The organism is Pseudomonas sp. H1_A03 (assembly GCF_054685145.1).
The window spans coordinates 3936371-3962670 of sequence record NZ_CP162829.1 but is presented as its reverse complement, the minus strand read 5'-3'; the positions used below and the strand labels follow the sequence as shown (position 1 = coordinate 3962670).

Annotated in this window: 27 protein-coding genes; 10 read left to right on the top strand and 17 right to left on the bottom strand. The window is 61.5% G+C overall.

All coding sequences use genetic code 11. The features are described 5' to 3' along the window. The first annotated feature begins 15 nt into the window (after positions 1 to 15). The gene (locus tag AB4O35_RS18435) at positions 16 to 831 is read left to right on the top strand and encodes an alpha/beta fold hydrolase (protein ID WP_065872177.1); all 816 of its coding nucleotides are present in this window, start codon (positions 16 to 18) and stop codon (positions 829 to 831) included. Beyond that, on the top strand, positions 821 to 1963 hold the full coding sequence (locus AB4O35_RS18430) for a PAS domain-containing sensor histidine kinase (protein ID WP_065946301.1): 1143 nt from the start codon (positions 821 to 823) through the stop codon (positions 1961 to 1963). Before AB4O35_RS18435 ends, AB4O35_RS18430 begins: the two co-directional genes overlap by 11 nt. On the opposite strand, the gene dapF is transcribed toward AB4O35_RS18430, so the two are convergent. Beyond that, a complete protein-coding gene (gene dapF, locus AB4O35_RS18425) occupies positions 1951 to 2754 on the bottom strand; it encodes a diaminopimelate epimerase (protein ID WP_065872175.1) in 804 nt (267 codons plus the stop codon). The two genes, AB4O35_RS18430 and dapF, sit on opposite strands and share 13 nt — an antisense overlap. A 74-nt stretch (positions 2755 to 2828) precedes the next feature. Between dapF and AB4O35_RS18420 the strand changes: the two genes are divergently transcribed. Next, positions 2829 to 3392, top strand: a complete 564-nt coding sequence (locus AB4O35_RS18420) for a P-loop nucleotide/nucleoside kinase family protein (protein WP_065946302.1) — start codon at positions 2829 to 2831, stop codon at positions 3390 to 3392. Positions 3393 to 3504: 112 nt separating this feature from the next. Here the strand turns inward: AB4O35_RS18420 and AB4O35_RS18415 are convergent, their stop codons facing one another. After that, entirely contained in the window at positions 3505 to 5100 is a 1596-nt protein-coding gene (locus AB4O35_RS18415; protein ID WP_065946303.1) for a L,D-transpeptidase family protein, read from the bottom strand. Positions 5101 to 5140: 40 nt separating this feature from the next. Here AB4O35_RS18415 and AB4O35_RS18410 point away from each other — a divergent pair, with 40 nt between their 5' ends. Both AB4O35_RS18410 and AB4O35_RS18405 read left to right on the top strand, forming a co-directional pair. Further along, complete coding sequence (locus tag AB4O35_RS18410; protein ID WP_049712791.1) at positions 5141 to 5854, top strand: murein L,D-transpeptidase catalytic domain family protein; 714 nt, start codon at positions 5141 to 5143, stop codon at positions 5852 to 5854. Positions 5855 to 5886: 32 nt separating this feature from the next. Beyond that, positions 5887 to 6633: a creatininase family protein gene (locus tag AB4O35_RS18405; RefSeq protein WP_065872172.1), complete on the top strand. Its 747-nt coding sequence runs from the start codon at positions 5887 to 5889 to the stop codon at positions 6631 to 6633. A 58-nt stretch (positions 6634 to 6691) separates the two neighbouring features. Here AB4O35_RS18405 and AB4O35_RS18400 read toward each other — a convergent pair whose 3' ends face one another. Then, entirely contained in the window at positions 6692 to 7033 is a 342-nt protein-coding gene (locus AB4O35_RS18400; protein ID WP_049712789.1) for a hypothetical protein, read from the bottom strand. Between the two features lie 34 nt (positions 7034 to 7067). Further along, a complete protein-coding gene (locus AB4O35_RS18395; protein ID WP_049712788.1) occupies positions 7068 to 7703 on the bottom strand; it encodes a hypothetical protein in 636 nt (211 codons plus the stop codon). A gap of 131 nt (positions 7704 to 7834) precedes the next feature. Between AB4O35_RS18395 and AB4O35_RS18390 the strand changes: the two genes are divergently transcribed. Beyond that, the gene (locus AB4O35_RS18390; protein ID WP_065881990.1) at positions 7835 to 8107 is read left to right on the top strand and encodes a hypothetical protein; all 273 of its coding nucleotides are present in this window, start codon (positions 7835 to 7837) and stop codon (positions 8105 to 8107) included. On the opposite strand, the gene yfcF is transcribed toward AB4O35_RS18390, so the two are convergent. After that, positions 8082 to 8714, bottom strand: a complete 633-nt coding sequence (gene yfcF / locus AB4O35_RS18385) for a glutathione transferase (RefSeq protein WP_065872170.1) — start codon at positions 8712 to 8714, stop codon at positions 8082 to 8084. The two genes, AB4O35_RS18390 and yfcF, sit on opposite strands and share 26 nt — an antisense overlap. Positions 8715 to 8946: 232 nt before the next feature. On the opposite strand from yfcF, the gene AB4O35_RS18380 reads away from it, so the two are divergent. Then, positions 8947 to 9600 (top strand): hypothetical protein, encoded by a 654-nt coding sequence (locus tag AB4O35_RS18380; RefSeq protein ID WP_139114560.1) that lies wholly within the window; start codon positions 8947 to 8949, stop codon positions 9598 to 9600. Positions 9601 to 9609: 9 nt separating this feature from the next. On the opposite strand, the gene AB4O35_RS18375 is transcribed toward AB4O35_RS18380, so the two are convergent. The 4 genes from AB4O35_RS18375 to AB4O35_RS18360 all read right to left on the bottom strand — a co-directional run bounded on the left by AB4O35_RS18375 (position 9610) and on the right by AB4O35_RS18360 (position 14202). After that, positions 9610 to 10146, bottom strand: a complete 537-nt coding sequence (locus tag AB4O35_RS18375) for a DUF924 family protein (RefSeq protein WP_065946304.1) — start codon at positions 10144 to 10146, stop codon at positions 9610 to 9612. A gap of 85 nt (positions 10147 to 10231) precedes the next feature. Continuing rightward, a complete protein-coding gene (locus AB4O35_RS18370) occupies positions 10232 to 12664 on the bottom strand; it encodes a TonB-dependent receptor (protein ID WP_065946305.1) in 2433 nt (810 codons plus the stop codon). Between the two features lie 90 nt (positions 12665 to 12754). Continuing rightward, a complete protein-coding gene (locus AB4O35_RS18365; RefSeq protein WP_065872166.1) occupies positions 12755 to 13708 on the bottom strand; it encodes a FecR domain-containing protein in 954 nt (317 codons plus the stop codon). Continuing rightward, a complete protein-coding gene (locus tag AB4O35_RS18360; protein WP_049712781.1) occupies positions 13705 to 14202 on the bottom strand; it encodes a sigma-70 family RNA polymerase sigma factor in 498 nt (165 codons plus the stop codon). Before AB4O35_RS18360 ends, AB4O35_RS18365 begins: the two co-directional genes overlap by 4 nt. 134 nt (positions 14203 to 14336) lie before the next feature. Here AB4O35_RS18360 and AB4O35_RS18355 point away from each other — a divergent pair, with 134 nt between their 5' ends. Beyond that, a complete protein-coding gene (locus tag AB4O35_RS18355) occupies positions 14337 to 15491 on the top strand; it encodes a DUF1624 domain-containing protein (RefSeq protein ID WP_065946349.1) in 1155 nt (384 codons plus the stop codon). A 128-nt stretch (positions 15492 to 15619) separates the two neighbouring features. Here the strand turns inward: AB4O35_RS18355 and metE are convergent, their stop codons facing one another. Beyond that, positions 15620 to 17908 carry a 5-methyltetrahydropteroyltriglutamate--homocysteine S-methyltransferase gene (gene metE / locus AB4O35_RS18350; protein ID WP_065946306.1) on the bottom strand — a complete coding sequence of 763 codons (2289 nt, stop codon included), beginning with the start codon at positions 17906 to 17908 and terminating at the stop codon, positions 15620 to 15622. 312 nt (positions 17909 to 18220) lie between these two features. On the opposite strand from metE, the gene AB4O35_RS18345 reads away from it, so the two are divergent. Together AB4O35_RS18345 and AB4O35_RS18340 are read left to right on the top strand one after the other, a co-directional pair. Continuing rightward, on the top strand, positions 18221 to 18607 hold the full coding sequence (locus AB4O35_RS18345) for a GFA family protein (protein WP_460149170.1): 387 nt from the start codon (positions 18221 to 18223) through the stop codon (positions 18605 to 18607). Further along, on the top strand, positions 18604 to 19062 hold the full coding sequence (locus AB4O35_RS18340; protein WP_256532820.1) for a GNAT family N-acetyltransferase: 459 nt from the start codon (positions 18604 to 18606) through the stop codon (positions 19060 to 19062). The genes AB4O35_RS18345 and AB4O35_RS18340 overlap by 4 nt, the downstream gene beginning before the upstream one ends. Before the next feature lie 171 nt (positions 19063 to 19233). On the opposite strand, the gene AB4O35_RS18335 is transcribed toward AB4O35_RS18340, so the two are convergent. The 7 genes from AB4O35_RS18335 to AB4O35_RS18305 form a co-directional block, all read right to left on the bottom strand. Continuing rightward, positions 19234 to 20553: an OprD family porin gene (locus AB4O35_RS18335; protein WP_065872163.1), complete on the bottom strand. Its 1320-nt coding sequence runs from the start codon at positions 20551 to 20553 to the stop codon at positions 19234 to 19236. A 137-nt stretch (positions 20554 to 20690) separates the two neighbouring features. Then, a complete protein-coding gene (locus AB4O35_RS18330; RefSeq protein ID WP_065872162.1) occupies positions 20691 to 21524 on the bottom strand; it encodes a phosphodiesterase in 834 nt (277 codons plus the stop codon). A gap of 9 nt (positions 21525 to 21533) precedes the next feature. After that, positions 21534 to 22565, bottom strand: coding sequence for an ABC transporter ATP-binding protein (locus AB4O35_RS18325; RefSeq protein ID WP_065872161.1), 1032 nt, complete (start codon positions 22563 to 22565; stop codon positions 21534 to 21536). Continuing rightward, positions 22562 to 23356, bottom strand: coding sequence for an ABC transporter permease (locus AB4O35_RS18320; protein ID WP_065872160.1), 795 nt, complete (start codon positions 23354 to 23356; stop codon positions 22562 to 22564). Before AB4O35_RS18320 ends, AB4O35_RS18325 begins: the two co-directional genes overlap by 4 nt. Beyond that, positions 23353 to 24171 carry an ABC transporter permease gene (locus AB4O35_RS18315; protein ID WP_065872159.1) on the bottom strand — a complete coding sequence of 273 codons (819 nt, stop codon included), beginning with the start codon at positions 24169 to 24171 and terminating at the stop codon, positions 23353 to 23355. The genes AB4O35_RS18320 and AB4O35_RS18315 overlap by 4 nt, the downstream gene beginning before the upstream one ends. After that, entirely contained in the window at positions 24172 to 25176 is a 1005-nt protein-coding gene (locus tag AB4O35_RS18310) for an ABC transporter substrate-binding protein (protein WP_065872158.1), read from the bottom strand. Further along, positions 25160 to 26179, bottom strand: coding sequence for a LacI family DNA-binding transcriptional regulator (locus AB4O35_RS18305; protein ID WP_065872157.1), 1020 nt, complete (start codon positions 26177 to 26179; stop codon positions 25160 to 25162). The genes AB4O35_RS18310 and AB4O35_RS18305 overlap by 17 nt, the downstream gene beginning before the upstream one ends. Between the last annotated feature and the right edge of the window lie 121 nt (positions 26180 to 26300).

Below are 26300 nucleotides of genomic sequence, written 5' to 3'. Positions count from 1 at the left end.
TAACCGGGGCCCTGCATGGACTTACAAAAGCGCAACAACGTCAGTGTGATGGGCAACGGCGCCTCGACGCTGGTGTTTTCCCACGGGTTTGGCTGCAACCAAGCCATGTGGAATTACTTGGTCCCGTCATTTTGCGAGCGTTTTCGGGTCGTGCTGTACGACTTGGTTGGCGCCGGGCTGTCGGACCTCAGCGCTTTTGACAAGGCTAAATACAGTGCTCTGGATGGCTACGCCCGCGATCTGAACGAGATCATTGATCAATACGCGGTCGGCCCCGTCATTCACGTGGGCCACTCGGTCAGCGCGATGATCGGCACCCTCGCCGACCGCCTGGCCCCCGGCCGTATTGCCGCCCATGTGATGATCGGCCCGTCGCCGCGCTATATCGACGAAGACGGTTATGTCGGCGGCTTCAAGCGCAGCGATATCAATGACCTGCTCGACACCCTCGACAGCAATTACCTCGGCTGGTCCAGTGCCATGGCCCCGGTGATCATGGGCGCGCCCGACCAACCGGCGTTGAGTGACACGCTGACCGACAGTTTCTGCCGCACCGAACCCGACATCGCCAAGCAATTCGCGCGGGTCACGTTTATGTCGGACAACCGCAAGGACGTGATCGGCCTGACCACCCCGGTGCTGATCTTGCAATCGACCGATGACCTGATCGCCCCCATCGCCGTGGGCGAATACCTGCACAGCGTACTGCCCAACAGCACCTATTGCCTGGTGGACAACGTCGGCCATTGCCCTCACATGAGCGCGCCGCACGCCTGCGCGACTGCTATGCAAGCGTTTCTGGCACCGTGGGCCGTGCCCGATGCCGGCTGAGCTATTCGACAGCGCCGCCTGCGCCCTGGCAGTCACCGCGCAAGACGGCACGATCCTGCAGGCCAACGCGCGCTTCAGCGAGTGGCTGGGGTTCAGCACTGCCGAATTGTGCGGCCAGCGTTTCCAGGACCTGCTGACCATGGGCGGGCGGATTTTCCACCAGACCCACCTGGCGCCGATGCTGCGCATGCACGGCAGTGTCGCCGAGGTGAAACTGGACCTGCTGCACCGCGACGGGCACAAGCTGACCATGCTGCTCAACGGCAATAAACGCGAACTGGCCGATCACGTGGTCTACGACCTCGCGTTGTTTGGCACGACTGATCGCGACAAATACGAGCGGGAGCTGCTGAACGCCCACAAAACGGCCGAAGCGCTGCTGCAGGAAAAAACCGCCGCTGAACTGGCACTGCATCAAGCCCAGGCCGAGTTGAGCGAGGCCTATGCCATCGCTCAACGCCGTGCGCTGTTCGCCGAGCAGATGGTCGCGATTGTCAGCCATGACCTGAAAAACCCGCTCACCGCGATCCGCATGGCGTCCGACTTTCTCAGCCGTGGCGAACGCACGGCCAAGGAACGCCAACTGCTGGGGCATATCGGTCAATCGTCCGAGCGCGCCCAGCGCATGATCGCCGACCTGTTGGACTTCACCCAGGCCCGTGTCGGCCAGGGCATCGTCATCAAGGCGGCCCCTCTGGATTTGCACAGCGTGATTCACCGCGCCGTGGATGAACTGCGCGTGGCGTTTCCCAAGGCAACACTGGAGCATCACGCACAAGGCCATGGCGATGCCAACCTGGACGCCGACCGCGTGCAGCAGATCATCGGCAACCTGGTGGCCAACAGCGTGGCCTATGGCGACCTGCAACAGCCGATCACGGTGACGTCGCGGCTGGGCGATGGTGCCTGCGAAGTGTCAGTACACAATTATGGGGCGGCGATTCCCAAAGTGCTGCTGGCCGGGCTGTTCGAGCCCATGACCCGTGGCACCGACCAAGGCAGCGATGTGCGCAGTGTGGGCCTTGGCCTGTATATCGTGCGCGAGTTGGCCAAGGTACACGGCGGGGATGTGGCGGTGAGTTCCTGTACCACACTCGGCACCACATTTACCGTGAAGTTTCAGGGCACGTAGACGCTGCCCTGCATGACCGGCTCCACACTGCCCGTCAGCACCACATCGCCCTCGCCTGCCCAGTGCACGGTCACGGTGCCGCCGTCGCATTGCACCTGCACCGTGGCATCCAGCAACCCACGCCGAATCCCATTGACCACCGCCCCACAGCAGCACGAGCCGGAACCCAACGGCACGCCACCGCCGCGCTCCCAGATACGCAGGCGGATGTGGCCCCGGTCGAGCACCTGCACGAAATGCACATTGGTCTTGGCCGGGAACAGTGGGTGGTTTTCCAGCGCCGGGCCCAGGGCCGCTACGTCGACAGCCGCGATGTCTTCCACGAAAAACGTGCAATGGGGGTTGCCCATGCTGCACGCCGCCGGGTTGCCTTCCAGAGGCAAGGTGCGTGTGTCCATGGCTTCAGCCAGCGGTACTGCCGACCACTCCAGCGAAGGCTCGCCCATATTCACCGACACTTGCCGCCCCGGCGCACGCACGCAGGTCAGCAGGCCCCGATCAGTGCGCAGCACCACCGAATCCGTGCCGGCCTCATGCATCAAACGGTCGGCCACACCACGGGTGGCGCTGCCGCAGGTTGCCAGTGGCGTGCCGTTGGGGTTCCAGAACTTGATGCGCGCGGCGGCGTCTTCACAGTCGAGCAGCACAGCCAGCTGGTTGAAGCCGATTCCGGTGTGGCGGTTACCCAACTGGCGGGCGATTTGCGGGCTAATCGGATCGTCGAGTCCACGGCGGTCAACGATGATGAAATCGTCGCCGTGGGCGTGCATTTTTACGAACGGCAAAGGCATCGGCTGTCCCGTGGTCGACCTGTGGGGGAACTGAAGGATACTCTGAACCGGCCCAACCCCATCGAGAGCAACGCATGTTAATTGTCTTCAGCGGACTGCCCGGCACCGGCAAAACCACGATTGCCCGCGAACTGTCGCGCCAGATCGGCGCGGTTTACCTGCGCATCGACGTGATCGAACAGGCGATCCGCGAGGCTGGCGTGTTGGCGACTGATGTGGGCGCCAGCGGCTATGGCGTGGCGAACGCGCTGGCGTTGAGCAATCTAAGCTTGGGTCACACAGTGGTAGCCGACTGCGTGAACCCGGTCGAGGAAAGTCGGGAAGCGTGGAAGACCGTAGCGGCAACGGCAGAGGTGGCGTTGCTGGATGTCAGGGTGATTTGCTCTGACCGGCTGGAACATCAACGGCGGGTAGAAGCCCGTGCGGGGGATATTGCCGGCCTGGCGCCTCCAACCTGGGCGTCGGTTCTGGTGCATGAGTACGAAGATTGGAATGAAGCACCGCTGACAGTCGACACCGCCTTCATGACGCCAGATCAGGCAACTGCAATGATTTTGACAAGTCTCACCTCTACGGCAAAAGAGGTCTTTGTAGTGAGCGGGCTTGCCCCGCGCCGGGCTGCAAAGCAGCCCCAGTAAGACCACCCCGCATCACTCCCGCGAGAACCTAGCCCGAATTCAGGGCTGCTCCGCAGCCCGGCGCGGGGCAAGCCCGCTCACTACAGGCCCGCGGTGGTGTCGAGCGAGTGCCTCAGAGCACACTCCCCATCGCCTTCATCAACACCAGGTCCCGCGCATAAATATCCGGCGCGTACACCAACCCACCCTGGCGGTCGACCTCGACCGTCCAGTAGCCCAACAGCACCGGCACCGGTGTCGCCAACCTGAACTCATGGGTCACGCCGGTCGCCAGCAGCTCATCCGTACGGGCGCGCTCAGCCGGGCTTACCAATAAATCCCTGAGCAACAACGGTTGCTCGACCCGCACACAGCCCGAGCTGAACGCCCGCGGCCCTTTGGTAAACAGCGGCTGGCTGGGCGTGTCATGCAGGTACACCGAAAACGGGTTGGGAAAGCGCATCACAATCTTGCCCAGCGGGTTGCGCGGGCCGGCTTCCTGGCGCAGCAGGATATTGCCGGGGCGCGCCCAGTCAATTTGCTCGGGTGCCAGCGGGTGGCCTTCGGCGTCGAGCACTTGCAGGTTTTGCTGGCGCAGGTATTCGGGGTTGAGGCGGATGGCCGGGAGCTTGTCCTCGCGCATGATGGTGGGCGGGATGGTCCAGGTGGGGTTGAGCGTCAGCCGCGTGATGCGCGATTTGAGCAGTGGCGTCTGACGTTCGGCGCGACCCACTTGCAGGCGAGTTTGCCATACCGGGATGCCGCTCTGATACACGCTCAGTTGCGCAGCGGCGACGTTGACCAGCACGCCTTCAGGCTCCAGGTCCTGGGCCAGCCAGCGGAAGCGTTCAAGGTTGATGCGCAGTTGTTCGCGGCGGATCGCCGGGCTGATATTCAGTTCCGCCACGGTGCCGGCGCCGATCACGCCGTCAGCCTGCAATGAGTGGCTGAGCTGGAAGGCCTTGACCGCCTTGACCAGCTCGTCGTGGTACTGCTTGCCGCTGGAGGCCTTGGCCAGGTAGCCGCCACTGATCAGGCGTCGCGCCAGTTCCGGCACGCGCGGGTCTTCCATGCCGGGGCGCAACAGTGGGCCGCTGGCGACCGGGTCCCAATGGGGCAACGGCTGCTGGCGTACAGTGGAATAGGCGTTACGCAGGCTGCGGTAGAGGTCCGCGCTGGGACGGGCCTGGTCAAACGCCTGGGCCATGTCTTGCAGGCCGGTGGCGGCAAAGGCCAGCACTTCGATGTTGGGGTCGCGGGTGGGCGGTTGGGAATGCCACAACGGTTCGAAGCGCGATTGCTGCAGGCGCCCGTAGTGCAGATCCTGCAGGGCTTGCAGGTAGCTTTGGCTGATGCTGATATCGCTGCACAGCACGTTGGCCGTGGCGTCCGCCGAAGGCAAGCTATAGTGGGTGGGGTTCAGGCCGTCATCGGCGAGCATTTGCAGTTGGGTGTGCAAGGCTTGGCGGCGCTCTTCGGCTGACCACAACGGCGCGTTGCCCTGCTGTTGGTAGAACGCTTGCAGGCGCAGTTGGCCGACGGCGTCGATCTGCGGCGCCAGGCCTGGGCAGACACTGGGCAGTTGCGCCAACGCCTGTTGCACGGGCGCCAGATCGACCGGCGCCGGCGTGGTCACTGGCAACGGCTCAACCGGCAGCGCGTCGGCTGTCGCGACCAATGGTGCAACGAGCAGGCAAATGCTCAAGTAACATGCGTGTTTTTTGAACAATTGTCTTAGCTCCAATCCACAGCGGGGGGATGTACTGTAGATGTTGAATTTTCTTTGCCGCCTCGGCCTGATCGCCATGCCCTTGGTTACGTTGAGCAATTTTGCGCTCGCCGCCAATGGGATTCCTCCTTCCTTGTATAGCAGCCTGGCGCGCTCGGCTCCAGAACTCAATCCCACAGTCTTGAAAAGTGCCCTGAACGCGGTGCAGTGCGCGGTCAATAACGGCGAAGAACGTTCCGATCGCCTGGCCGTCATTGATTACTCCCAGCCCTCGACCGCCCGTCGGCTGTGGATCTTCGATTTGCGCAAGAAGACCCTGGTGCTGCGCGACCTGGTGGCCCATGGCGCCAAATCCGGGGAGAACTTCGCCACGCAGTTCTCCAACCTGGAAGGCAGCCACCAATCCAGCCTGGGCCTGTTCCGCACCCAGGAGAGTTATCTGGGCACCCACGGTTACTCATTGCGCATGGATGGCCTGGAGCCGGGCTTCAATGACCAGGCCCGCGACCGCGCCATCGTGATTCATGCCGCCGACTACGTGAGCCCGTTGTGGAGCAAGCGAGAAGGCCGTATCGGCCGCAGCCAGGGTTGCCCAGCCGTGCGCCCGCAGGTGGCGCGCCAGGTAGTGGATAAACTCAAGGATGGGCAGTTCATGTTTTCGTGGTACCCCGACCAGCGCTGGTTGAAGTCCTCGACGTACCTCAATTGCAAACCCCAACAGGTGGCGAGTAGTCGTACAATCCGTGGCGGATAGCCTGTCCCCATAGATAAAAAAGAGAGCGTCGAATGCTTTTACACCAATCCACCTGGATCGAGATCGGGCAGTTTCTGGAGCGCAGCCGCACGGTGGTGATCCCCATCGGTTCGAACGAGCAGCACGGCCCCACCGGCCTGCTCGGTACCGACTGGATGTGCCCGGAAATCATCGCCCACGAGGCGCAAAAGAATGCCGACATCCTCATCGGCCCGACCTTCAACATCGGCATGGCCCAGCACCACCTGGGCTTCCCCGGCACCATTTCCCTGCGCCCTTCCACCTTCATGGCCGCCATTGGCGACTGGGTGCGTTCGCTGGCCGGGCACGGTTTCGAGAAGATCCTGTTCCTGAACGGCCACGGTGGCAATGTTGCCACCATTGAAGCGGCATTTTCCGAGCTGTACGCCGAAGCCAGCTTCGCCCGCCGCCCGGCCGGATTTGCGTTAAAGCTGGTGAACTGGTGGGACCTAGAAGGTGTGAATGACCTGGCTCAACGCCAATTCCCGGTAGGCCATGGCAGCCATGCCACGCCATCGGAGATCGCGGTGACGCAGTGGGCGTACCCGGAATCGATCAAGACCGCCGACTATTCGCCACAAATCGCCAACACCGGGCCGATCCGCGAAGCGCTGGACTTCCGCGCGCGCTTCCCTGATGGGCGCATGGGCTCAGACCCAGCGCTGGCGACGGTAGAGAAAGGTGGGGAATTGGTGGCGTTGGCGGCTCAAGGGCTGATCAAGACGGTCAACACCTTCAGCAACGAAGCCAAACCCTAGGCCCTACACACATCCAAACTGTGGGGGCGGGCTTGCCTGCTCCCACAGGGATCGTGTGTTACTTACATTCCTGTGCAGCCAGCTCCAACCGCGACGGCGTAATCGTCGACGCCAGTGGCTTGCGTTCATACAAGAACACCTTGGCGCCCTCCTGGGACTTGTAGGCTTCCAGTACATCGTCGGCGGCAATCTTACTGGTCAACAACACCCTGGCGTGGCGCGAGCCTTGTGTCACGGTGGAGGTAATCCCGTGCTTTTCCAGCTTGGGCAACACACATTGCACATAAGCCTCGGGGGCCTTGCTGGTTTGCAGGGTCAGCGTTGGTGCATTGGGAGCAGAAACACAACCGGCCAGCAACAGGGAAGCAAAGGCCAAGCCCGGGGCGAAAAAAGAGCGCATGAAAAATTCCTGACTATAAAAATAAGGGTTCACATCAACCCGCACGGACTAACGCCTTGAGCGACGCATCGAACTGCTTCAAGGCATCCAGCTGCACATCCCGCTGCTGCTCGATCTGCGCGGCAATCTCTGGCGCGGCCTTGTCACGTACCCACACCGATGGCACCTGCTTGTGCACCGAGCCTTCGGCCTTGGCGATGTATTGCAGGTTCGCGTCATAGAACCGCGCAATAAAACGCGCCTCGACCTGGTCGTTACGCTGGGTCAGCAGTTGGTTATGGGTATCGAGCATCACCACCACATCCGGATGAGCCTGCACCAGGGCATCCAGGTTGTCGTAGACAGTCACCGACAAGAAACTGCCTTGCAGCGAGTTCATCAACCAATCGATGGCCAGTTCCGGGTCGGAACTGTTGACGAACGCCTGGCGGATGCGCCCGTCGAGGGCATCCTTGGCGCCATTCAAGGCCATGTCGTGGTAGCGTTCAAGGTAGCTGAGGTTGTCGCGGGTGTTATCGCTCAACAACACACCTACCGACTGCGTGTGCTGTAGCGAGTCTACGCTACTGACGATAGGTAGCAAATGGCTATCATCGGCGAGTGCGACGTTGTTCACGACGACCGTGCCAAGCATCAGGGCCATCAAAGCTAGTTGAATAAACGTCCTCATCGCGCATTTCCTTGAACAGCGTCTCGATGGGGAGATTTTCCGCTTTTCCTGCAAAAACAGAACTTGCGATCCGTGATGGTGACTATTATCTGAACCGATAGTGCACCCATAAAACCTATAAGGACCACGCCATGAAGCCCCACCAGAAAACCTTCGACCGCATCCGCGAAGCCGTACTACCGGAGTTTCGCGAGCGGGTCGCCGATTACCTGGTCGATTATGAAAACGTGCTGCAGGATGACGCGGCGGATGCCAGCCGAGTCACGGCCAGTGCCCAGCAACTGCGCGGCTACCTGCGCGGCCTGAACACCACGCGAGTGCTGGGCATGGCGGACTGGGAAGACCTGGACCGCCGCGTCTTGCAGATCACTGAACGCTCTACAGTGCAGGGCGTTGTTGATTGACCCACGCCTGCACGGACGGCCGCTGCCACTGGCGTTGCGCGTATTCCACCAACTCGGCGGGCACGCTGTCGCCGTTGAGAATCAAGCGATTGAGCATTACCGCCAGGTCCACATCGGCAATTGACCATGCGCCGAACAGATAGCCCGGGTTACCCACCAACAACGCCTGTGCCGCACTGATCAACTTCGCGGCGGCGGCTTCGGCCACGGGTGACAGCGGCGGCATCTTCTGCCCATAGAACACCACCATCGTCGAGCGTTCCTGGCGAATCGGCAGCAAATCGCTGCGCAGCCACGCCTGCACCTGCCGCGCCCTCGCCCGCTGCTTGGGGTCGGCCGGGTACACCGGCGTTTCGGGATAAACCTGCTCCAGGTACTCGGTGATCGCCGAAGACTCCGACAGTGCAAATTCACCTTCTACCAAGGTGGGCACACGCTGGGTCAGGGACAGTTGGGCGAAATCAGCCGCCTGGTTCTGCGCAGCGTCCAAGTCCAGGGTGAGCGTGTCGAACGCCAGGCCCTTTTCCTTCAGGGTCACGAACACCGACATGGCGTAGGGGCTGGTATACAAATGATCAACATACAGACGCAACGGTCGCTGGCTCATAACGGCTCTCCTTGAATGGAACACCACGCTACGAGATGTGCCGCGAGAAAGACAATGCGCTGTTTTTATGGGGGCATTCCTGGCAGGAATAGCCAAGCTAGGCTTTGACGGCCAGGCCTGTCAAGGTAGACTCGCCGCCTCGCGTGCAACCCTGCACGGCCGGAAAGGGATTTTCGTCTTGCGCTTGCCTTTTGTGTTTTGCCTGCCCCTCTTCGCCGCTTCGTGGATAGCCATGGCCGACGAAAACTCATCGCCTCCCGGCGAAGCGCAGTACCAGGAAGCAGTCGCGGTCCTGGCGAAAACCGACCCACAGCTCGCCGACCTGATGCGGTCCGTGCAGGCCAACCAGAAGGCGGCGGACTTTGATCAGAAAATGCGCGAGCTGGGCGAGCCATTTCGTCTCACCGAGCGACTGCTGAGCGAGTCGGCAACGGCCGGCCACCCTGTCGCGCAATATCGGCTGGTGTTGCTTTACCAGTCTTATCTGGTCCCCGGTAAAGAACAGGAGATGTGCGACCTCTCGGCGTCAAGCCTGGAGGCAGGCTTCGCCCCTGCCGCCCTGTATCTGGCCAATGCCTGCCTGAGTTACACCCAAGGCCCACGGTATGAACCGGCGCTGCAAGGCGCTCTCGCGAAATTGCCCGACTATGCTCGCTATTACCCGCAACCGACCGTCTGGCTAACGTGCGGGGCGCCCCCCACGGGCGTTGAACTGCAATTGGGCAGTGCAAACGACTTCCGCGCTGAGCTCTACAAATTGCTCGCCAGTCAGACTGATAAGAGGAAGGCGTTGCCCCTGCGCATCGAATACTTAGAGAAAGCGCTGGCAAGCAACGGTTGCCCATATGCGCGCGAGCGGCTGGACATCTACCGACCCGCCCAATAAAACCCTGCTCTATCCAGCAAAGCCACCCTCATCCAGAAACACACGCTCTTCATCCGTGGTCTCTCGAGCCAGCACCTCATTACGATGGGGAAAACGTCCGAAGCGCTCGATGATCGCGGCGTGCTCCTTGGCCCAATGGTAGGTGTTGGCGTCCAGTTGCTGGTTGAGGATCAGGGAGCGTTGCTGATCCGCCGGGTGTTCCGAATGTTCGAACGGCAGGTAGCAGAACGCGCGTAACGCCGGTTCGATCTGCCGGTCCAGCCCGGCGTCCACCATGCGCTGGGCATACAGCCGCGCCAGCGGGTCGGTGGCGAACATATGCGCGGTGCCACGAAAGGTATTGCGGGGGTATTGGTCGAGCAGGATCAGCAGGGCCAGCGCGCCCTCCGCCGAGTCCAGCCAGCTTTCCAGTTCGCGCCGGGCGGCTTGCAAGTGGGCAGCATGGAAGGTGTCGCGGAACGTGGCGTCGAAGACGTCGTCCTTGGCGAACCAGCGTTTTGGGCCGGCGTGTTTCCAGAAGTCGATGACGGCATTTGGCGTTGTCATGATGAGAGGCCTAGGCAAGCGATTCATCTGACGGTATCAGAATCCATCGCCTGGCCGGGATCAAATATGGGAGCGGCGTCGCTGGTTAGAAATCCACCGTCGCCGAGAGTTTGACGGTGCGCGGCTCACCCTGGGTAAGGTAATTATTGGCCGTCGACGCCGACGCCCAATACGCTTTGTTCGCCACGTTCTCGACGTTGGCGCGCAGGGTGATGTACTTGTCGTCGGCCTTGAAACCATAACGGGCGCCGAGGTCGACACGGGTCCAGGCGGGGATGCTCAGGGTGTTGGTGGCGTTGACGTACTCGCCACCGGTGCGCAGCATCCGTGCGTTGACGGCGGCGCCCTGGATGCCGGGAATGTCCCAGTCGGCGCCGACGTTGTACTGGAAGCGCGGCACGCCGGCGGCGCGATTGCCGTCGCTGAGGCCGTTGGAGGTGTTCTTCAGTTCGGTGTTCATCCAGGTCGCACCGGCCAGCAGGCGCAGGCCGTCAATTGGTTCGCCGAAGACGTTCAACTCCACCCCTTTGTTGATCTGCTCGCCGTCGACGCTGAAGGTGTCCAGGGTATTGCCGGGCAGGCGCGATGTGGCGTTGTTCGGCTGCTCGATACGGTAAACACCCAAGGTCGCACCAAAGCTGTCCCAATCCAGCTTGACCCCTGCTTCCGTCTGTTTGCTGCGGTTAGGCGCAAATACCTCGCCAGGGTTGGTGACGTTGGTCAACGGCGCAGTTGGCCCCTGGGCCAGCCCTTCAATGCGGTTGGCGTAAAACGACACGTGCTCCCACGGTTTTACCACCAGGCCATAAACGGGTGTGGTGATGGTCTCGGCGTAGTTGGCATTGCGCACGCCTGTGGTGGTATTCCACGCGTCCACCTCAATGGTCTGGCGCCGCACGCCCAGGGTCAGCAACACACGATCGTCAATAAAGCCCAGGGTGTCGGACACCGCCGCGCTTTTGATGCGGTTTTTGCCGACGATGCGCGGGTCGTGGATATCACTGCCGAAGTAGGTGACAGACGGACGCGGAATCTGCACCGGGTCATACAGATTGCCCGGCTGACGATTGGCCTGCTGGATCGCTTCAAACGCCGAACGCTGCTCACCCCAGATGCCAGACAAACCGACGTTGACCTGATGAGTTACCGCCCCCGTGTTGAAATGCCCGTTCAAGCCGGCCATGGCGCTTTTGTTGTCTTCATCGTGAGGCGAGTACAAAAAGCCCACGCGACCGCTGCCATTGTTGCCCACGTAAAGTGACGAATACTGACCATTTTCCCGCGTGTGCTTGGCCCCGCCGCCCACGTAGGCCGTCCAGTTTTCATTCAGGTCGTACTCGGCATTGAACATGCCGTAGGTGTCTTCCAGCTCCGACCAGCTCCAATCCTGGGCATAGTTGTGCCTTGCCGATGGCGCCTCTGGCACTTGGGTGCCATTCGGGTACACCACGGAGCGGCCATTGTTGATGCGCTGTTTCTGGTAGCCGAAATCGGTGGACACCCGCAGGCGATCGCCACGGTAATCCAGGGCGACGGCCACCAATTGCGAGCTTCTGAATTCATCCTCGATGGCCGTGTCGCCGCCATGCTTGGCCAGGTTAACCCGCGCGCCAAAGCGGTTGTCCTCGCCAAAACGCTGGCCCAGGTCGAGGTGGCCGCCGCTTTGACCATCGGTGGTGGTGTCGAGGGTGACGCTGCGGGTCGGCGTGTCTTCGGCGCGCTTGGGCACCAGGTTGACGCTGCCGCCAATACCGCTGCCCGCTGGCGATACACCATTGACGAACGCATTGGGGCCTTTGAACAACTCGACACGCTCCAACGCTTCGGTGGTGATGATCTGCCGCGGCAGCACGCCGTACAGGCCGTTGAAGGCAATGTCATCGGTGTTCAGCGGCAGGCCGCGAATGGTAAACACCTGGGAAAAATTGCCGAAACCCGAGGATTGGCGCACCGACGCGTCATTGAGCAGCACATCTCCCACGGTGCGCGCCTGCTGGTCGGCAATGGTCTTGGCGGTGTAGCTGACCACGCTGAATGGCACGTCATTGATTGAGCGATTACCCAACACCCCCAAACGCGCCGAACGCGCGACCTGGCCACCGGCATAGGTGTCGGCCTGCGCCCCGCTCTCGCCGCTGATAGTGGTCGCGCCCAGCTCCAGCGCATCGCCAGTGGCCTGGGGCACTACGGTGTAGCCATTCGCGCCAGTGTTTTGCAGGGTATAGCCGCTGCCTTGCAGCAGCTGCATAAAACCCGATTGCGCGGTATAGCTGCCCTGTAAACCGGCGCTTTGCTGGTCATTGAGCAGTGTGGAATCAAACGACAACGGCACCCCGGACAACGCCGCGAACTGCGCCAACACATTGCCCAAGGGGCCCGGCGCGAGGCTGTAGCTGCGTACTGCGCTGGTCGACGCCGCGTCCGCTGCCACGGCACTGTGCAACGGTGCGATCGCCGCCAGGGCAACAGCCAGGCTCAAGGCCTTCAAAGGGCGGATGGGATGCGGTGTGAAGGTCATGGGAATTCCTGTCGGCGCGGTACAAATGTTGAGGGTTCTCCTCTACACCGGGCGACAACTGAAAAGGTATCAGCGAAAAATGAAAAAATTTCAGCGCGGTTCGAGGGTCACCCAGTAACCGGTCAGGCTGCTGACTTTGATCGGCAGGGTTTCCTGCAACAGGCGTAGGCTGGCGTCGGTGTCACGCAAGGGGAATGCCCCGGACACGGTCAACCCGGCCACACTGTCGTGGCAACGCAACACGCCATGGCGATAGCGCCCCAGTTCATCGAGCAAATCCGCCAGGCGCATCTGCTGGGCCAGCAGCATGCCGCTCTGCCAGGTCGTCGCGCTGATATCCAGCGGCTGCACTGCGGCGACGCCGTCACTGCCAAAGGCACTTTGCTCGCCGGCCTTGAGGATCAACCCACGACTGGCGCGCTGCGGCAGCATTTCCACCGCGCCGTCGAGCACAGCCACGCGGCTGCTCTGCTCGCCGACCCGCACGCTGAAATGCGTCCCCAGCGCACGGGCGGTGCCGTGGCGGGTCTGCACGACAAACGGTCGAGGTGTCGGCGCGGGGTCTTTGGCGGTGGTGATCATCACCTCGCCTTGCAGCAACTCGAGGCGCCGCACCTGGTCGGTGAAGGCGATATTCAGCGAGCTGGCGGTGTTGATCAACAGGCGCGTGCCGTCGGGCAACATGAGATTGCGTTGCTCGCCGACGGCGGTGTGCTGGTCGGCGGTCCACGGTTGCCAAGGCTTGTGCCGATAGGCCAGCCAAGTCGCCGGCGCCGCCAGCAGCAACAGCCCGAGGGCCTGGCGGCGTCCGAGGGCTTGCTTGCGGCCGATGCGTTTGAGGGTGTCGCCGGCAATCGCAGCCGGCACGCTGTTGAAATCCCCCAGAATCGCCTGCGCCCGTTGCCACGCCTGGGCGTGCTGGGCGCTGCGGCCCTGCCATTGGGCGATGGCGCGGCGGTCTTCATCGGTGGCGCTGCCGGACTGCAACTGCACCATCCAGTCAGCGGCTTCGCCGAGGATCAGCGGGTCAATGGCGGGGGTCATGCCACGCTCAGGCACGCAAGGAAGGCCTCGCGCATATAGCGTTTGACCGAGACCAGCGACACCGCTAACTCATCGGCTATCTGCTGGTAAGTCAGGCCGTCGATCTGCGACATCAGGAAGGCTCGGCGAGTCTTGTCCGGTAAATCGCGCAGCATGGCTTCGATACGGTACAGCGCCTCCAGGATCAGCCAGCGGGTTTCCGGCGACGGCACTTCCTGCTCCGGCAAGTGCGCGATGGTTTCCAGGTAGGCGCGCTCAACTTCCTGGCGACGCCAGCTGTCGATCATCAAGCCCTTGGCGATATGGGTGAGCAACGCGCGCGGCTCAGTGCCGAACCCGGCGCCGTTCTGACGGGTCAGCAGGCGCATAAAGGTGTCATGGGCCAGGTCGGCCGCGTCGCTGGCATTGCCCAACTTGCGGTCAAGCCAGCGGTACAACCATCCGTGGTGTTCGCAGTACAGGTCCTGAATGGGCAGATTGACGGGGGACGACATGCGAGTCACCGGCACAGGGGCCAAGGAGTAATTAAGAATTGATCGCATTCTAATCCGCGCAACGAATCGCGGCAACGCGCAAATTAATGTTATAGGATAACGCCCCATTTCCACCCTGCCCTGTGACCCTGCCCATGACCGATGCTGTTCCGCTACGCCAACGCCTGCTTTCCATCGACGCCCTGCGCGGTCTGGTGATCTTGTTCATGCTGCTGGACCACGTGCGCGAAACCTTCCTGCTGCACCGCCAGGTCAGCGACCCGATGACCATCGACAGCACCGAGCCCGCACTGTTTATCAGCCGCACCCTCGCCCACCTGTGTGCGCCAGTGTTTGTATTGCTCACGGGCTTGTCGGCGTGGCTATACGGCCAGAAATACCAGGGCCGCCGCGATGTCTCGGGGTTCCTGTTCAAGCGCGGGCTGTTCCTGGTGGTGCTGGAATTTACCCTGGTCAACTTCGCCTGGACCTTCCAGCTGCCGCCCAGCGTGATCTATATGCAGGTGATCTGGGCGATTGGCGTGAGCATGATCGCTCTGGCCGCGCTGGTGTGGTTGCCGCGTCCGGCGTTGATCGTGTTGGCGGTGGTGATCATCGCCGGGCATAACCTGCTGGATGGGCTGCATTTCGACGCGGGTTCGGCGTTGCATATTCCGTGGACGATCCTGCATGAGCGCAACTGGATCGACGTGGGCGACTCGCTGCGACTGCGCACCACTTATCCGGTGCTGCCGTGGATCGGTGTGATTGCCCTGGGTTACGGCTTGGGCCCGCTGTTTGCCAATGGCATGCAACCGGCGTTTCGCCAACGTTATCTGTTGCTGGCCGGTGTGGGTGCGTTGGTGGGGTTTGTGGTAGTGCGCGCGGCCAATGGTTATGGCGAGAAGCCCTGGCAGGCGTATGACAGTGGCGTGCAGACGTTGATGAGCTTTTTCAACGTCACCAAGTACCCGCCTTCGCTGTTGTTTTTGGCGCTGACGTTGGGGATTGGGTTGTTGCTGTTGCTGGCGTTTGAACGTGAGGGGCAGAAACGCTGGATTGGCGTGCTCGCCACGTTCGGGGCTGCGCCGATGTTCTTTTATTTACTGCATCTGTATGTGTTGAAAGTGCTGTATGTCGCGTGTGTGGCGTTGTTTGGCCTGAACCATGGCAACTACTTTGGGTTCGACGGCATGGGCGCGATATGGCTAATGGCGCTGTTGTTGCCCCTGGGGCTCTACCTGCCAGTGCGCTGGTTCGCCGGGCTAAAAGCGCGGCGCCGCGACCTGGCCTGGCTCAAATACCTGTAGCGCCCCGGTTGCTTTTCTGTGGGAGCTGGCTTGCCTGCGATTGCATCACCGCGGTATCACGTTAGACCGAGGTGCCTGCATCGCAGGCAAGCCAGCGCCCACATTTTTGACCGTGTTCTACTCAGGAATCAGGCCAGTTCGGCGCGCAGTTGACGGGCGGCCGTCACCATGTGGATCAACGCCGCCTCAGTCTCCGGCCAGCCACGGGTTTTCAACCCACAATCCGGGTTCACCCACAACCGCTCAGCCGGAATCCGCTTCGCCGCCTTGCGCAACAGATTGGCCATCTCCGAAGCCTCTGGCACGCGCGGCGAGTGGATGTCATACACGCCCGGCCCAATGTCATTCGGGTAAGCGAAGGCTTCAAACGCATCCAGCAACTCCATATCCGAACGTGACGTCTCGATGGTGATCACGTCAGCATCCATCGCCGCGATGCTTTCGATCACATCGTTGAATTCGCTGTAGCACATGTGGGTGTGGATCTGGGTTTCGTCACGCACACCCGAGGCGCACAGGCGGAACACTTCGGTGGCCCAATCCAGATAAGGCTGCCACTGCGCCTGGCGTAGCGGCAGGCCTTCGCGGAATGCGGCTTCGTCGATCTGCACGATCTTGATGCCGGCGGCTTCCAGGTCCACCACTTCATCACGAATGGCGAGGGCCAGTTGACGGGCCTGCGCTTCGCGGCTCACGTCTTCGCGGGGGAACGACCACATCAGCATCGTCACCGGGCCGGTCAGCATGCCCTTCATCACCTTGCCTGTCAGGCCTTGGGCGTAGCGTATCCACTCCACGGTCATGGCTTTCGGGCGGCTCAAGTCGCCCACAATCACCGCCGGTTTCACGCAGCGCGAACCATAGCTCTGCACCCAGCCGAAGCGGGTGAATGCATAGCCGTCCAGTTGCTCGGCGAAGTACTCGACCATGTCGTTACGCTCGGCTTCACCGTGCACCAGCACGTCCAGGCCGAGGTTTTCCTGCACCTCCACGGCGTGCTTGATCTCGCTGTGCATGGCTTCGACGTATTCGGCTTCGCTCAGTTTTCCAGCCTTGTACGACTGACGCGCCAGGCGAATCGACGCGGTCTGCGGGAACGAACCGATGGTGGTGGTCGGGAACAGCGGCAGGTTGAGGCCGGCCCGTTGCTTCTCGATGCGCTGGGCAAACACTGACTGGCGCTGGCTGTCCCTGGCGGTAATGGCGGCGACACGGGCCTGCACCGCAGGTTTATGGATACGCGGCGACGCGGCGCGGGCCGCTTGTACGGTGCGGCTCTCAGCCAGGGCAGCCAGTACGTTTGGCGCTTCTGGCACGTCGACCGCACGTGCCAACACGGCGACTTCAGCGCACTTCTGCACGGCAAACGCCAGCCAGCTTTTCAGCTCAGAATCCAATTTGTCTTCACGGCCTACATCCACCGGGCTGTGCAACAAGGAACAGGACGGCGCAACCCACAACCGATCACCCAGTTTCTCATGGGCGTGCTGCAAGGTAGCCAAGGCCTTTTCCAGGTCGCAACGCCAGACGTTACGGCCGTTGACCACGCCCAGGGACAGCACCTTATACGCCGGCAGGCGGTCGAGGATGGTCGGGTACTGGTCCGGCGCACGCACCAGGTCGATGTGCAGGCCATCCACCGGCAAGTTGGCGGCCAGACCGAGGTTCTCTTCCAGACCACCGAAGTAAGTCGCCACCAGCTTTTTCAACGGGTCGCGCTGGATCTGGTTGTAGGCACGTTCAAAGGCGTTTTTCCAATCCTGCGGCAGGTCCAGCACCAGGATCGGCTCGTCGATCTGCACCCATTCCACGCCCAGTTCTGCCAGGCGCTGGAAGATCTGGCCGTACAGCGGCAGCAGGCGGTCAAGCAAATCGAGCTTGTCGAAATCACCACCCTTGGCCTTGCCCAGCCACAGGTAAGTCAGCGGGCCGATCACTACCGGCTTGACGTTGTGGCCCAGCTCGTGGGCTTCCTGGACTTCTTCGAACAACTGATCCCAACCCAGGTGAAACTGCTGGTCAGCACTGAATTCAGGCACCAGATAGTGGTAATTGGTATCGAACCACTTGGTCATTTCCTGGGCGTGGGCACTGCCGCAGCAGCTGTCGCTGACACCACGGGCCATGCCAAACAGGGTCTGCAGGGTGGCTATGCCATCCGCCGGGCGGAACCGCTCCGGGATCACACCGAACATCAGCGAGTGGGTCAGTACCTGGTCGTACCAGGCGAAGTCACCGGCTGGCAGCAGTTCAATGCCGGCCTGTTTTTGCAGGTCCCAGTGGGTCTTGCGCAGATCACGGCCAACGGCGCGGAGGCCGGCTTCGTCGAGCTCACCCTTCCAGAACGCTTCCTGCGCTTTTTTCAATTCACGATCGCGTCCAATGCGCGGAAAACCAAGGGAATGAGCGACTGCCATGACTTACAACTCCAATGTCGGTATTTATGGCAGCCATTGTCGGCAGACGGCGATAGTGAGACAAACTCATTTAATTCGAGATGATCACAAGATCTGCTCATGTTGAAAGGTAGTGAGCGGGCTTGCCCCGCGCTGGGTGGCGAAGCCGCCCCAATAAATCCACCTCGGTTTTTCAGAAAGATTGCGGCGCCTGGGTTTAGGGCGGCTTCGCCACCCAGCGCGGGGCGAGCCCGCTCACTACAGGGCGGCCCTCACATTTGAGTTGAGGTGTTTTCAGGTTATCGTGCCGGCACCGTCAGGAGAAGAACCCACATGGATGCAATGACTCAAGGCAGTTGCCTCTGCGGCGCCGTCACTTATCACGTCTCGACATCACTCAAGGCCGTCACCCACTGCCACTGCAAAACGTGCCAGAAAAGTCATGGTGCAGCGTTCGCCACATATGCCAGCGCACCCCAATCAGCCGTGACTATCATTGCTTTGCGGGACGCGCTGAAAAGTTATGAGTCGTCACCGGGTATTACTCGCCAGTTCTGTTCAGCATGCGGATCATCACTGTTCTGGAGCGACGCCAAAGGGCAGTACCCAGAGTGGATTTCGATTGCGTTGGGCACTCTCGATACATCTTTCAATGCAGAGAACCAGGTGCACACTTGCACCGACTCCAAGGTACCTTGGCTTCGCGGGCAGTTCCTGTGAGTCAGCTCAACGAAGAATTCTCGATACGCAAACTGGAACACCTTCCGGAGCAAATCCGCGTGTTGGAAGCGCAGGCCGTCGCTGAAGGTTTCAGGTTTCTGACGCGATTGATCACAGAATGGGAGGACGCCTCCAATCGATTTGATCAACCGGGCGAGTGTCTTCTGGGCGTGTTTTTTGACACGCAGTTGGTGGCAATCGGCGGCCTTTGCTGTGACCCCTTCGCTGAGACAGGGGTTGGTCGGCTTCGCCGGGTGTACGTAGTGCGGGCTGCCCGTGGACGCCACGTAGGAAAGGCCTTGGTGCAACAGTTGCTGGAACACGCCGCCGTGCATTTTCAAAAAATCCGCCTGTCTACAGACACTCCTGAGGCCGCAGCTTTCTATCTTCACTGCGGTTTTCACCAGCTGGACGATGACACTGCAACGCACGCCAAAACACTGAAGGGCTGCTGAGGCGGACACTGTCGACTCAGCAACACAGATCAACTGTGGGAGCTGTCGAGCTTTAGCGAGGCTGCGAAGGCGGTGTGTCAGGCGGCATCTCTATCGGCAATGCCGCCGTCATCGCGGCCTCGCTGGGGCTCGACGGCTCCCACATTGGTTTTTGCAGAGCTTTGAGAGTAATTACATCAACGGAATCGAATAACTCACGAACAGCCGATTCTGGTCCTGATCCCGTGCGACCTCGCTGCGCGAAACCCCATTACGCCAGCCAAACCCAACGTTCTTGAACGTACCGCTCTGCACCACGTAATCCAGGGAAATATCCCGCTCCCATTCGCTGGCATCGTTGCCACTGGCGGTAAGGATATGGTCGCCTTTCAAGTACATCAGCGACGCCTTCAAACCCGGCACGCCGAGCGACGCGAAGTCATAGGCATATTGCGCAAACGCGGTGCGCTCGCCGGCCTGGATGAAGGTCTGCACGGTGCGGTCGGTGTAAAGGTACAGGCTGGAACCACCCTCCCCTTTATTCACCAGGCCGCCCTGGTTGAGTTGGGCGAAGTTGCTGTCGTCCGAGACTTGCTGGTAACCGGCAGTAATCGCGTGCGGGCCCAGGGAATAGATGAACGCGGCGCTCCAGGTGTTGTTGTCGATTTCACCGGTGCCGTTCTTGGTATAACCGCCAAGTTTGTAGCCTTCGGCACGACCGGCGACGGTGCTGTTTTTGCCGTCGGACGTGGTTTTGAAGTAACGCAGGTCAGTCTTCAGCGAGCCGTATTCGCCGAGCGGCAACACGTGGATCAGCCCGGCAAAGTGCTGTTGGTAATAGTCTTCAAGGTTGGCGTAGTAGTACTGGACCATCAGGTCCTTGGTCACCTGGTAGTCGGCACCGGCGTAGTTGAATTTGTTGCTTTCCTGAGTGCCACCCGCCGCGGCCAGGCCGCTGCGATCACTGGAGCCTCGACCGGTGGTGTGTTGCAGTTGGCCGCCGACCAGGGTCAGGTTGTCGATGTCCTTGCTGGTGATTTGCCCGCCTTCGAACGACTGCGGTAACAGGCGCCCATCGTTGCTCACCAGGATCGGCAGGTTCGGTCGCAGGTAACCGTAGCGCGCCTCGGTCTTGGCGAAACGCGCCTTAGCGGTGGCGCCGCCACGGCTCCAGCTATCGGCGGCCTTACCGTCGTCGTTGGGGATCATCGAGCTGCCCACATGGCGGCCGGCGCCGCTGTCGAGGGTCAGGCCGAGCATGCCGACCGCATCCAGACCAAACCCCACCGTGCCATCGGTAAAGCCCGACTGATAGTTGAGGATAAACGCCTGGCCCCACTCTTCGGTCTTCGACGGTGCGGCGGCGCCGTCACGGTTGTCGTTGTTGAAGTAGAAGTTGCGCATGCTCACGTTGGCTTTACTGTCACTCAAGAAATCAGCCGAGGCCAAGGGACTCAGGGCAATGCCCAGGCCGCCGGTCAATACGCTTATTACATTCAAAGTGGCTTTCATCAGGACGAACTCCGGCGCGGAATCCAAGTTCCGGGCGCAAAAAATGGGCAGCAGGAAGCACGTGGCCAAACTCGGCTTGGCCGGTGCGTTAACTAACGTTTACGACTTAGTTGCGCGAAGTGAACCTCCGTAAAACCTCAGTCAATCAATCCATGAGCGTCATAAAACGGATACGGCCCCGGGTACTCCCCGAACACGCCGTTGTGGCTGATCAAACCTTGTTGCGCCTCCCAGCGATGCAACAAATAGCCCGCCGGCTCCAGGTTGAAATGCGCGGGCGCCGCTTCTTGCAAATCCAGCACGATCTGGTGAGACGTGCCGGGACACACACAACTCAAACTGCCGCCGAAACGGCGCTGCATCGGCCGATGCAGATGCCCGCACAACAGCCGCTCCACTTGCGGGTGGCGTGCGACGACCTGCTCCAGGCCAGCGGCGTTGATGAAGGGTTCGCGGTCCATATGGCCGATACCGCTGATGAACGGCGGGTGATGCAGGATCAGCAAGGTGGGTGCATCAGGACGCAACGCCAGTTGCTCATCGAGCCACTGCAATTGGCTGTCCAACAACTGCCCGCCATGGCCGCCGGGAATGGTGGAGTCGAGGCCGATCAGGCGCAGCGGATACTCGTCCACCACCCAGTCCAACGGGCCATCTGCCGACAGTGGCAAATAAGGGTGATCACGGAACGCCTCCAGCAACGGCCCGCGTGTGTCATGGTTGCCCGGCACCAGGTAGCACGGCATGTGCAGGCGTGCGAGTTCGGGGTGCAGCACGGCATATTCATCGGCGCGGCCGAAGTCCACCAGGTCACCGCTGATTACCACGATATCGGGCCGTGGGTGGCTTGCGTTCAAATGGTCGACGGCGCGGCGCAACGCACCCAGGGTATCGACAACGCCATAGGTCAGGCGCTGGCCGGCTTTGAGGTGCAGGTCGCTGATCTGCGCGACTAGAAACGGACGATTCACAATAGATTCTCAAGCATTCAGGGTGAACAACATGTGCGGCGCAACCGCCAGGGCAATCGGCGCGCCGACCGCGTACAGCTGGTTGTCGCTGCTGTCGACCAACAGCGGTTGCGGGCCGCCGACATCCACCAGCAGGCGGCTTTGCGCGCCCTGGAAAAACTGCGCCAGCAGATGGCCGTGCAGGTGCCCTTCGCCCTCCATCACCCGCAGGTGTTCAGGGCGGCAGTAGACCGTGCCCGGCAGGTTGGCTTCGTGCCACGGCAACTCGCCGCCGCAGACTTTCAAGCCATGGGCTGACGGCTCGATCACCACGAAAGCGTTAAGGTTGCCGACAAAGCCCGCGACGAAGGCGTTGGCCGGTTTCTGGTAGATGTCCCGTGGGCTGGCCAACTGGGCGACGCGACCGTGCTCCATCACCAGGATACGATCGCCCAGGGCCATGGCCTCACCCTGGTCGTGGGTAACGAACACCGACGTAATGCCGAGACCGCGTAGCAGTTCATTCAGCTCACTGCGCAGGCGTTCGCGCAGTTGCGCATCCAGTGCTGCCAGAGGTTCATCCAGCAATAAAACCTTGGGGCGCGGCGCCAACGCACGGGCCAACGCCACGCGCTGACGCTGACCGCCGGAGAGTTCATGGATGCTGCGCTTGCCGTGGTCCTGCAAACCCACCAATTCCAGCAATTCATCACAACGCTTGTTGCGCTCCGGTGCCGACATACCGCGAATTTTCAGGCCGTAGACGATATTGCCCGCCACATCCAGGTTGGGAAACAGCGCATAGTTCTGAAACACCATGCCCACATCGCGGCGCTCGATGGGCAAGCGGGTCACGTCCTGGTCACCGAAAAACACCTGGCCCACATCCGGGCGCTCCAGGCCGGCAATCAGGCGCAGCGTGGTGGTTTTGCCACAGCCGGACGGGCCGAGAATCGCCAGGGTTTCGCCGCCTTCGACGGTCAGGTTCAAGTCATGCACGGCCACGGTGCCGTCGGCGAACGCCTTGCGACAGCCTTGCAGGCGAATAGTGATAGCGGTCATCGACGCTCTCCACGGGACAAACGGGCACTGATGGCCTGCAACGCAATCAGCAGCGGCACGATCATCAGCAAAAAGATAAGGGTGTAGGCGCTGGCGATTTCCAGCCGGGCCGAGGCGTAGCTGTCGGCCAGGCCGACCGGCAAGGTTTTGGTCATCGGCGTGTGCAGCATCCAGGTCAGGTTGAACTCACCCAGGGACAAGGTGACCACCATCAGCACACCCGCCAGAATCCCCGCCCGGCAATTGGGCACCACCACGCTGAAAAAGCGCTTGATCGGCCCCGCACCAAGACTGGCCGCTGCTTCCTCCAATACCGGCAATTGCTGGCGTTGCATCACCGCCATCACCGGGCGTACCAGAAACGGCAAGGTGAACAACACGTGGCCGACGAGGATGAACAACCAACTGCTGCGAAAGCTGCCGAACTGGCCGTAGGTCAGCAGCAAGGCTAGCGCACTCGCCAGGCCGGGCATGGCCACCGGCAACACCATCAACTCTTCGAAGGCGCGACTGAAGCGGTTGTTCATACGCACCAAGGCGTAGGCTGCCGGCACACCGATGACACAGACGCACACCGCGCAGGCCAAGGCCAATTGCAGCGACAGCCACACAGTCGGCGAATAGGCCTGCCACACCTGAATAATCCAATCAAAGGTCAAGCCACTGGACACACCCACGAAAAAGTTGCGGGTCAGCCCGGCCAACAACGACATCAGCACCGGCACCAGCATGAAGGCACACACCAGCAGGGTGAACAGCAGTTGAATCACAAACAGCGATGAGCGTTTCACAGCACAGTCCCCGCGTTTTTCACCAGGCGTCGCGTGAGCAGCAACACCGCCCAGGTCACCGCACCGAGTACCACCGACAGCGCAGCGGCGACGGCAAAATTGGCATAGTTGGTGAACACGTTGTAGATCGCCACCGGGGTGACATTGAGCCGCGTGCCCAAGGTAAAGGCGGTGCCGAAAGCGCCCATGGACGTGGCAAAGCAGATCGCCCCACAGGACGCCAACGCGGGTGCCAAACCGGGCACGATCACGTCGCAGACCACGCGCCAGTGCCCTGCGCCCAGTGAATGCGCGGCCTCCTCCAGGCTGCGGTCGAGGCTTTCACAGGCGGCCATTACCGTGAGAATTACTCGCGGAATCGAGAAGTACAGGTAGCCCACAAACAGCCCCGCCAATGAGTAGGCGAAGATCCAACGTTCCCCGGCCAGTTGCAGGCCCAGTGAGGCCAGCAGGCCTTGGCGGCCTGCCAACAAAATCACCAGAAAGCCCACCACCACGCCGGGAAAGGCCAAAGGAAAAGTGAGCAACGCCACCAGCGCCGAGCGCCCGAAAAACTGCTGGCGGGCGAGGAACACGCCGCTGATGCCGCCAATCACCAAAGCGACCAGCGTCACCACCACTGCCAGGATCAGGGTTTGCCCAAGGCTGCCCAGGTACTGCGCGCTGCTGAGCACCTGCCAATAGCCGCTGCCGCTGCTGTCGCGGCTCTCGGCGCCAAGCACCATCAGGTGCGCCAGCGGCAACAACCAGAACGCGAGCAGTACCGCAAAAGCCGGGGCCAGCGCCCAGGCTGCATGTCTTGCCGATGCGGCCACTTACTTGACCTCGTTAAGGTATCGGGCGGCGAAGGCTTCCTGCACAGCGGCCATTTTTTCGTAGTCCACCACACCGGCACGGGCGTAGTCGCTGTCCGGGAGAAACTGCGCAGCCACGTCAGCCGGCATTTTCATTGGACGCACTGGGCGCAAGTAAGCCTTGGCCCAAAGCGCCTGGCCTTCGTCCGACAGCACGAAGTCGAGGACTTTCTCGGCATTGGCGCGGTGCGGTGCATTGGCGACCAGGCTCATCACGTAGGGCACGCTGATGCTGCCTTCTTTCGGAATCACGAAGGCGACGTTGGCGTTGTCTTTGTAGCGCGCGCGATAGGCGTTGAAGTCGTAGTCCACCAGGATCGGCAATTCGCCGGAGAGCACCCGCGCATAGGCGGTTTGCTTGGGCACGATGGGGGCGTTTTTCGCGAGTTTCTGGAAGTAGTCGATGGCCGGGGCGAAGTTGTCCAGGTCGCCGCCCATGGCGCGGTTGATCGCCACTGCCGACACGTAGCCGACGAAGGCACTGGACGGATCGAGGTAACCGACCATGCCTTTGTATTCCGGCTTGAGCAGGTCAGCCCAGCTTTGCGGGACCGGCAAACCGCCGAGCGCGTCGACATTGACCATGATGCCCAAGGTGCCGGAGTGGATCGCGAACCAATGGCCGGCCGGGTCTTTGAGGCCAGCGGGGATCTGGTCCCAGGCCTTGGGTTTGTAGGTGTCGACCACGCCGGCTTTTTGCGCCTGCAGGCCGAAGGTCACGCCGTAGTAAACGACATCGGCGACCGGTGCGGCTTTTTCCGCCACCAATTGCGCCAGGGACTGGCCGGAGTTTTTGTTGTCCAGCGGCACTTGCACGCCGGTGCTGGCGGCGATGGCCTTGAGCTGGGTGCCCCAATCGGCCCAGTCCGGCGGGCAGTTGTAGCAGATCGCGGTTTCGGCGGCCTGGGCCAGGCTGGCCGCACCGCACAGCAACAGGGCTGCCAGGGTTTTACTGAGTGCGCGCATCAAGGGTCTCCTCATAGGGTTGAGTACTTTCGCCGGGCCGGATATGGCAAGGCAGGCAATGGGACGTCGGGGTGTTGCCGGCGATTTGCGCCAGCAGTTGGTCAATCACGGTGCTGGCCAACAGCGCAATGGGCTGCACCACGCTGCACAGGGTCGGGTGCATCTGGGTGCCGAGGCTGATGCCGTCAAAGCCCATCACCGAAAGCTGTTGGGGCACGTTCCAGGCGTTGCGGCGCAGTTCGGCGATCAGGCTGATCGCCAGGAAGTCGTTGGAGCACACCAAGGCGGTCGGTGCATCGGCGCCCTGGAGGAAAGGTTCGATGGCGGCGAACTCAGCCTGGGTGTGAGCCGGCATTTCGATCACCGGACGGCTCTTCAGGCCGTATTCCTGCATGGCATCGCAGTAGCCGGCGTAGCGCAGGCGAGCACGGTCCGATTGCAACGCGGGCCCGGCGACCATGCTGATGCGGCGGTGCCCGGCTTCCAGCAGATATCGCGTGGCGAGGGCCATGCCAGCGCGGTTGTCGACCGACACAGCGCTGTAGTTGGGGTTGCTCGGCTGGTGATACGCCAGCACGAACGGGGTCTGCTCGGTGTTCAGGCTGCTGAGCACGCTGTTGCTTTCGGCATCGGTGACCGTCAGTACCAAGCCGTCGACGCGCTGGCGCAGCAGTTCTTCCACCACAATGCACTCACGTTCGCTGCTGTAGTCGGTGGTCGCCAGCAACAGGCTGTAGCCGCGCGACCGTGCAGCGCGCTCCATGGCCTGGAACTGTTCAGCGAACACCGGGTTGAGCAGGTTGGGCACCACCACGCCGATCAACTGGGTGGTTTGCAGGCGCAGTTGGCGGCCCAGCAGATTGGGCCGAAACCCCAACTCGCGGGCGGCGGCGAACACCTGTTCACGGGTGGCCGGGCGCACTTGGTCAGGGGAAGCAAAAGTGCGGGCGGCGGTGGCGCGGGATACGCCAGCCAGGCGCGCAACGTCTTTCAGGTCAGTCATTGTCACTCGCTTGAGATCGATCTCATTGGCGAGGACAGTAGCGGGGGAATGTGGCAGGACGGTGGTGGGGAGATGACGGTTTGATGTCACTGAGCATTAAGCGCCCTCTCCCGCTGGGTGA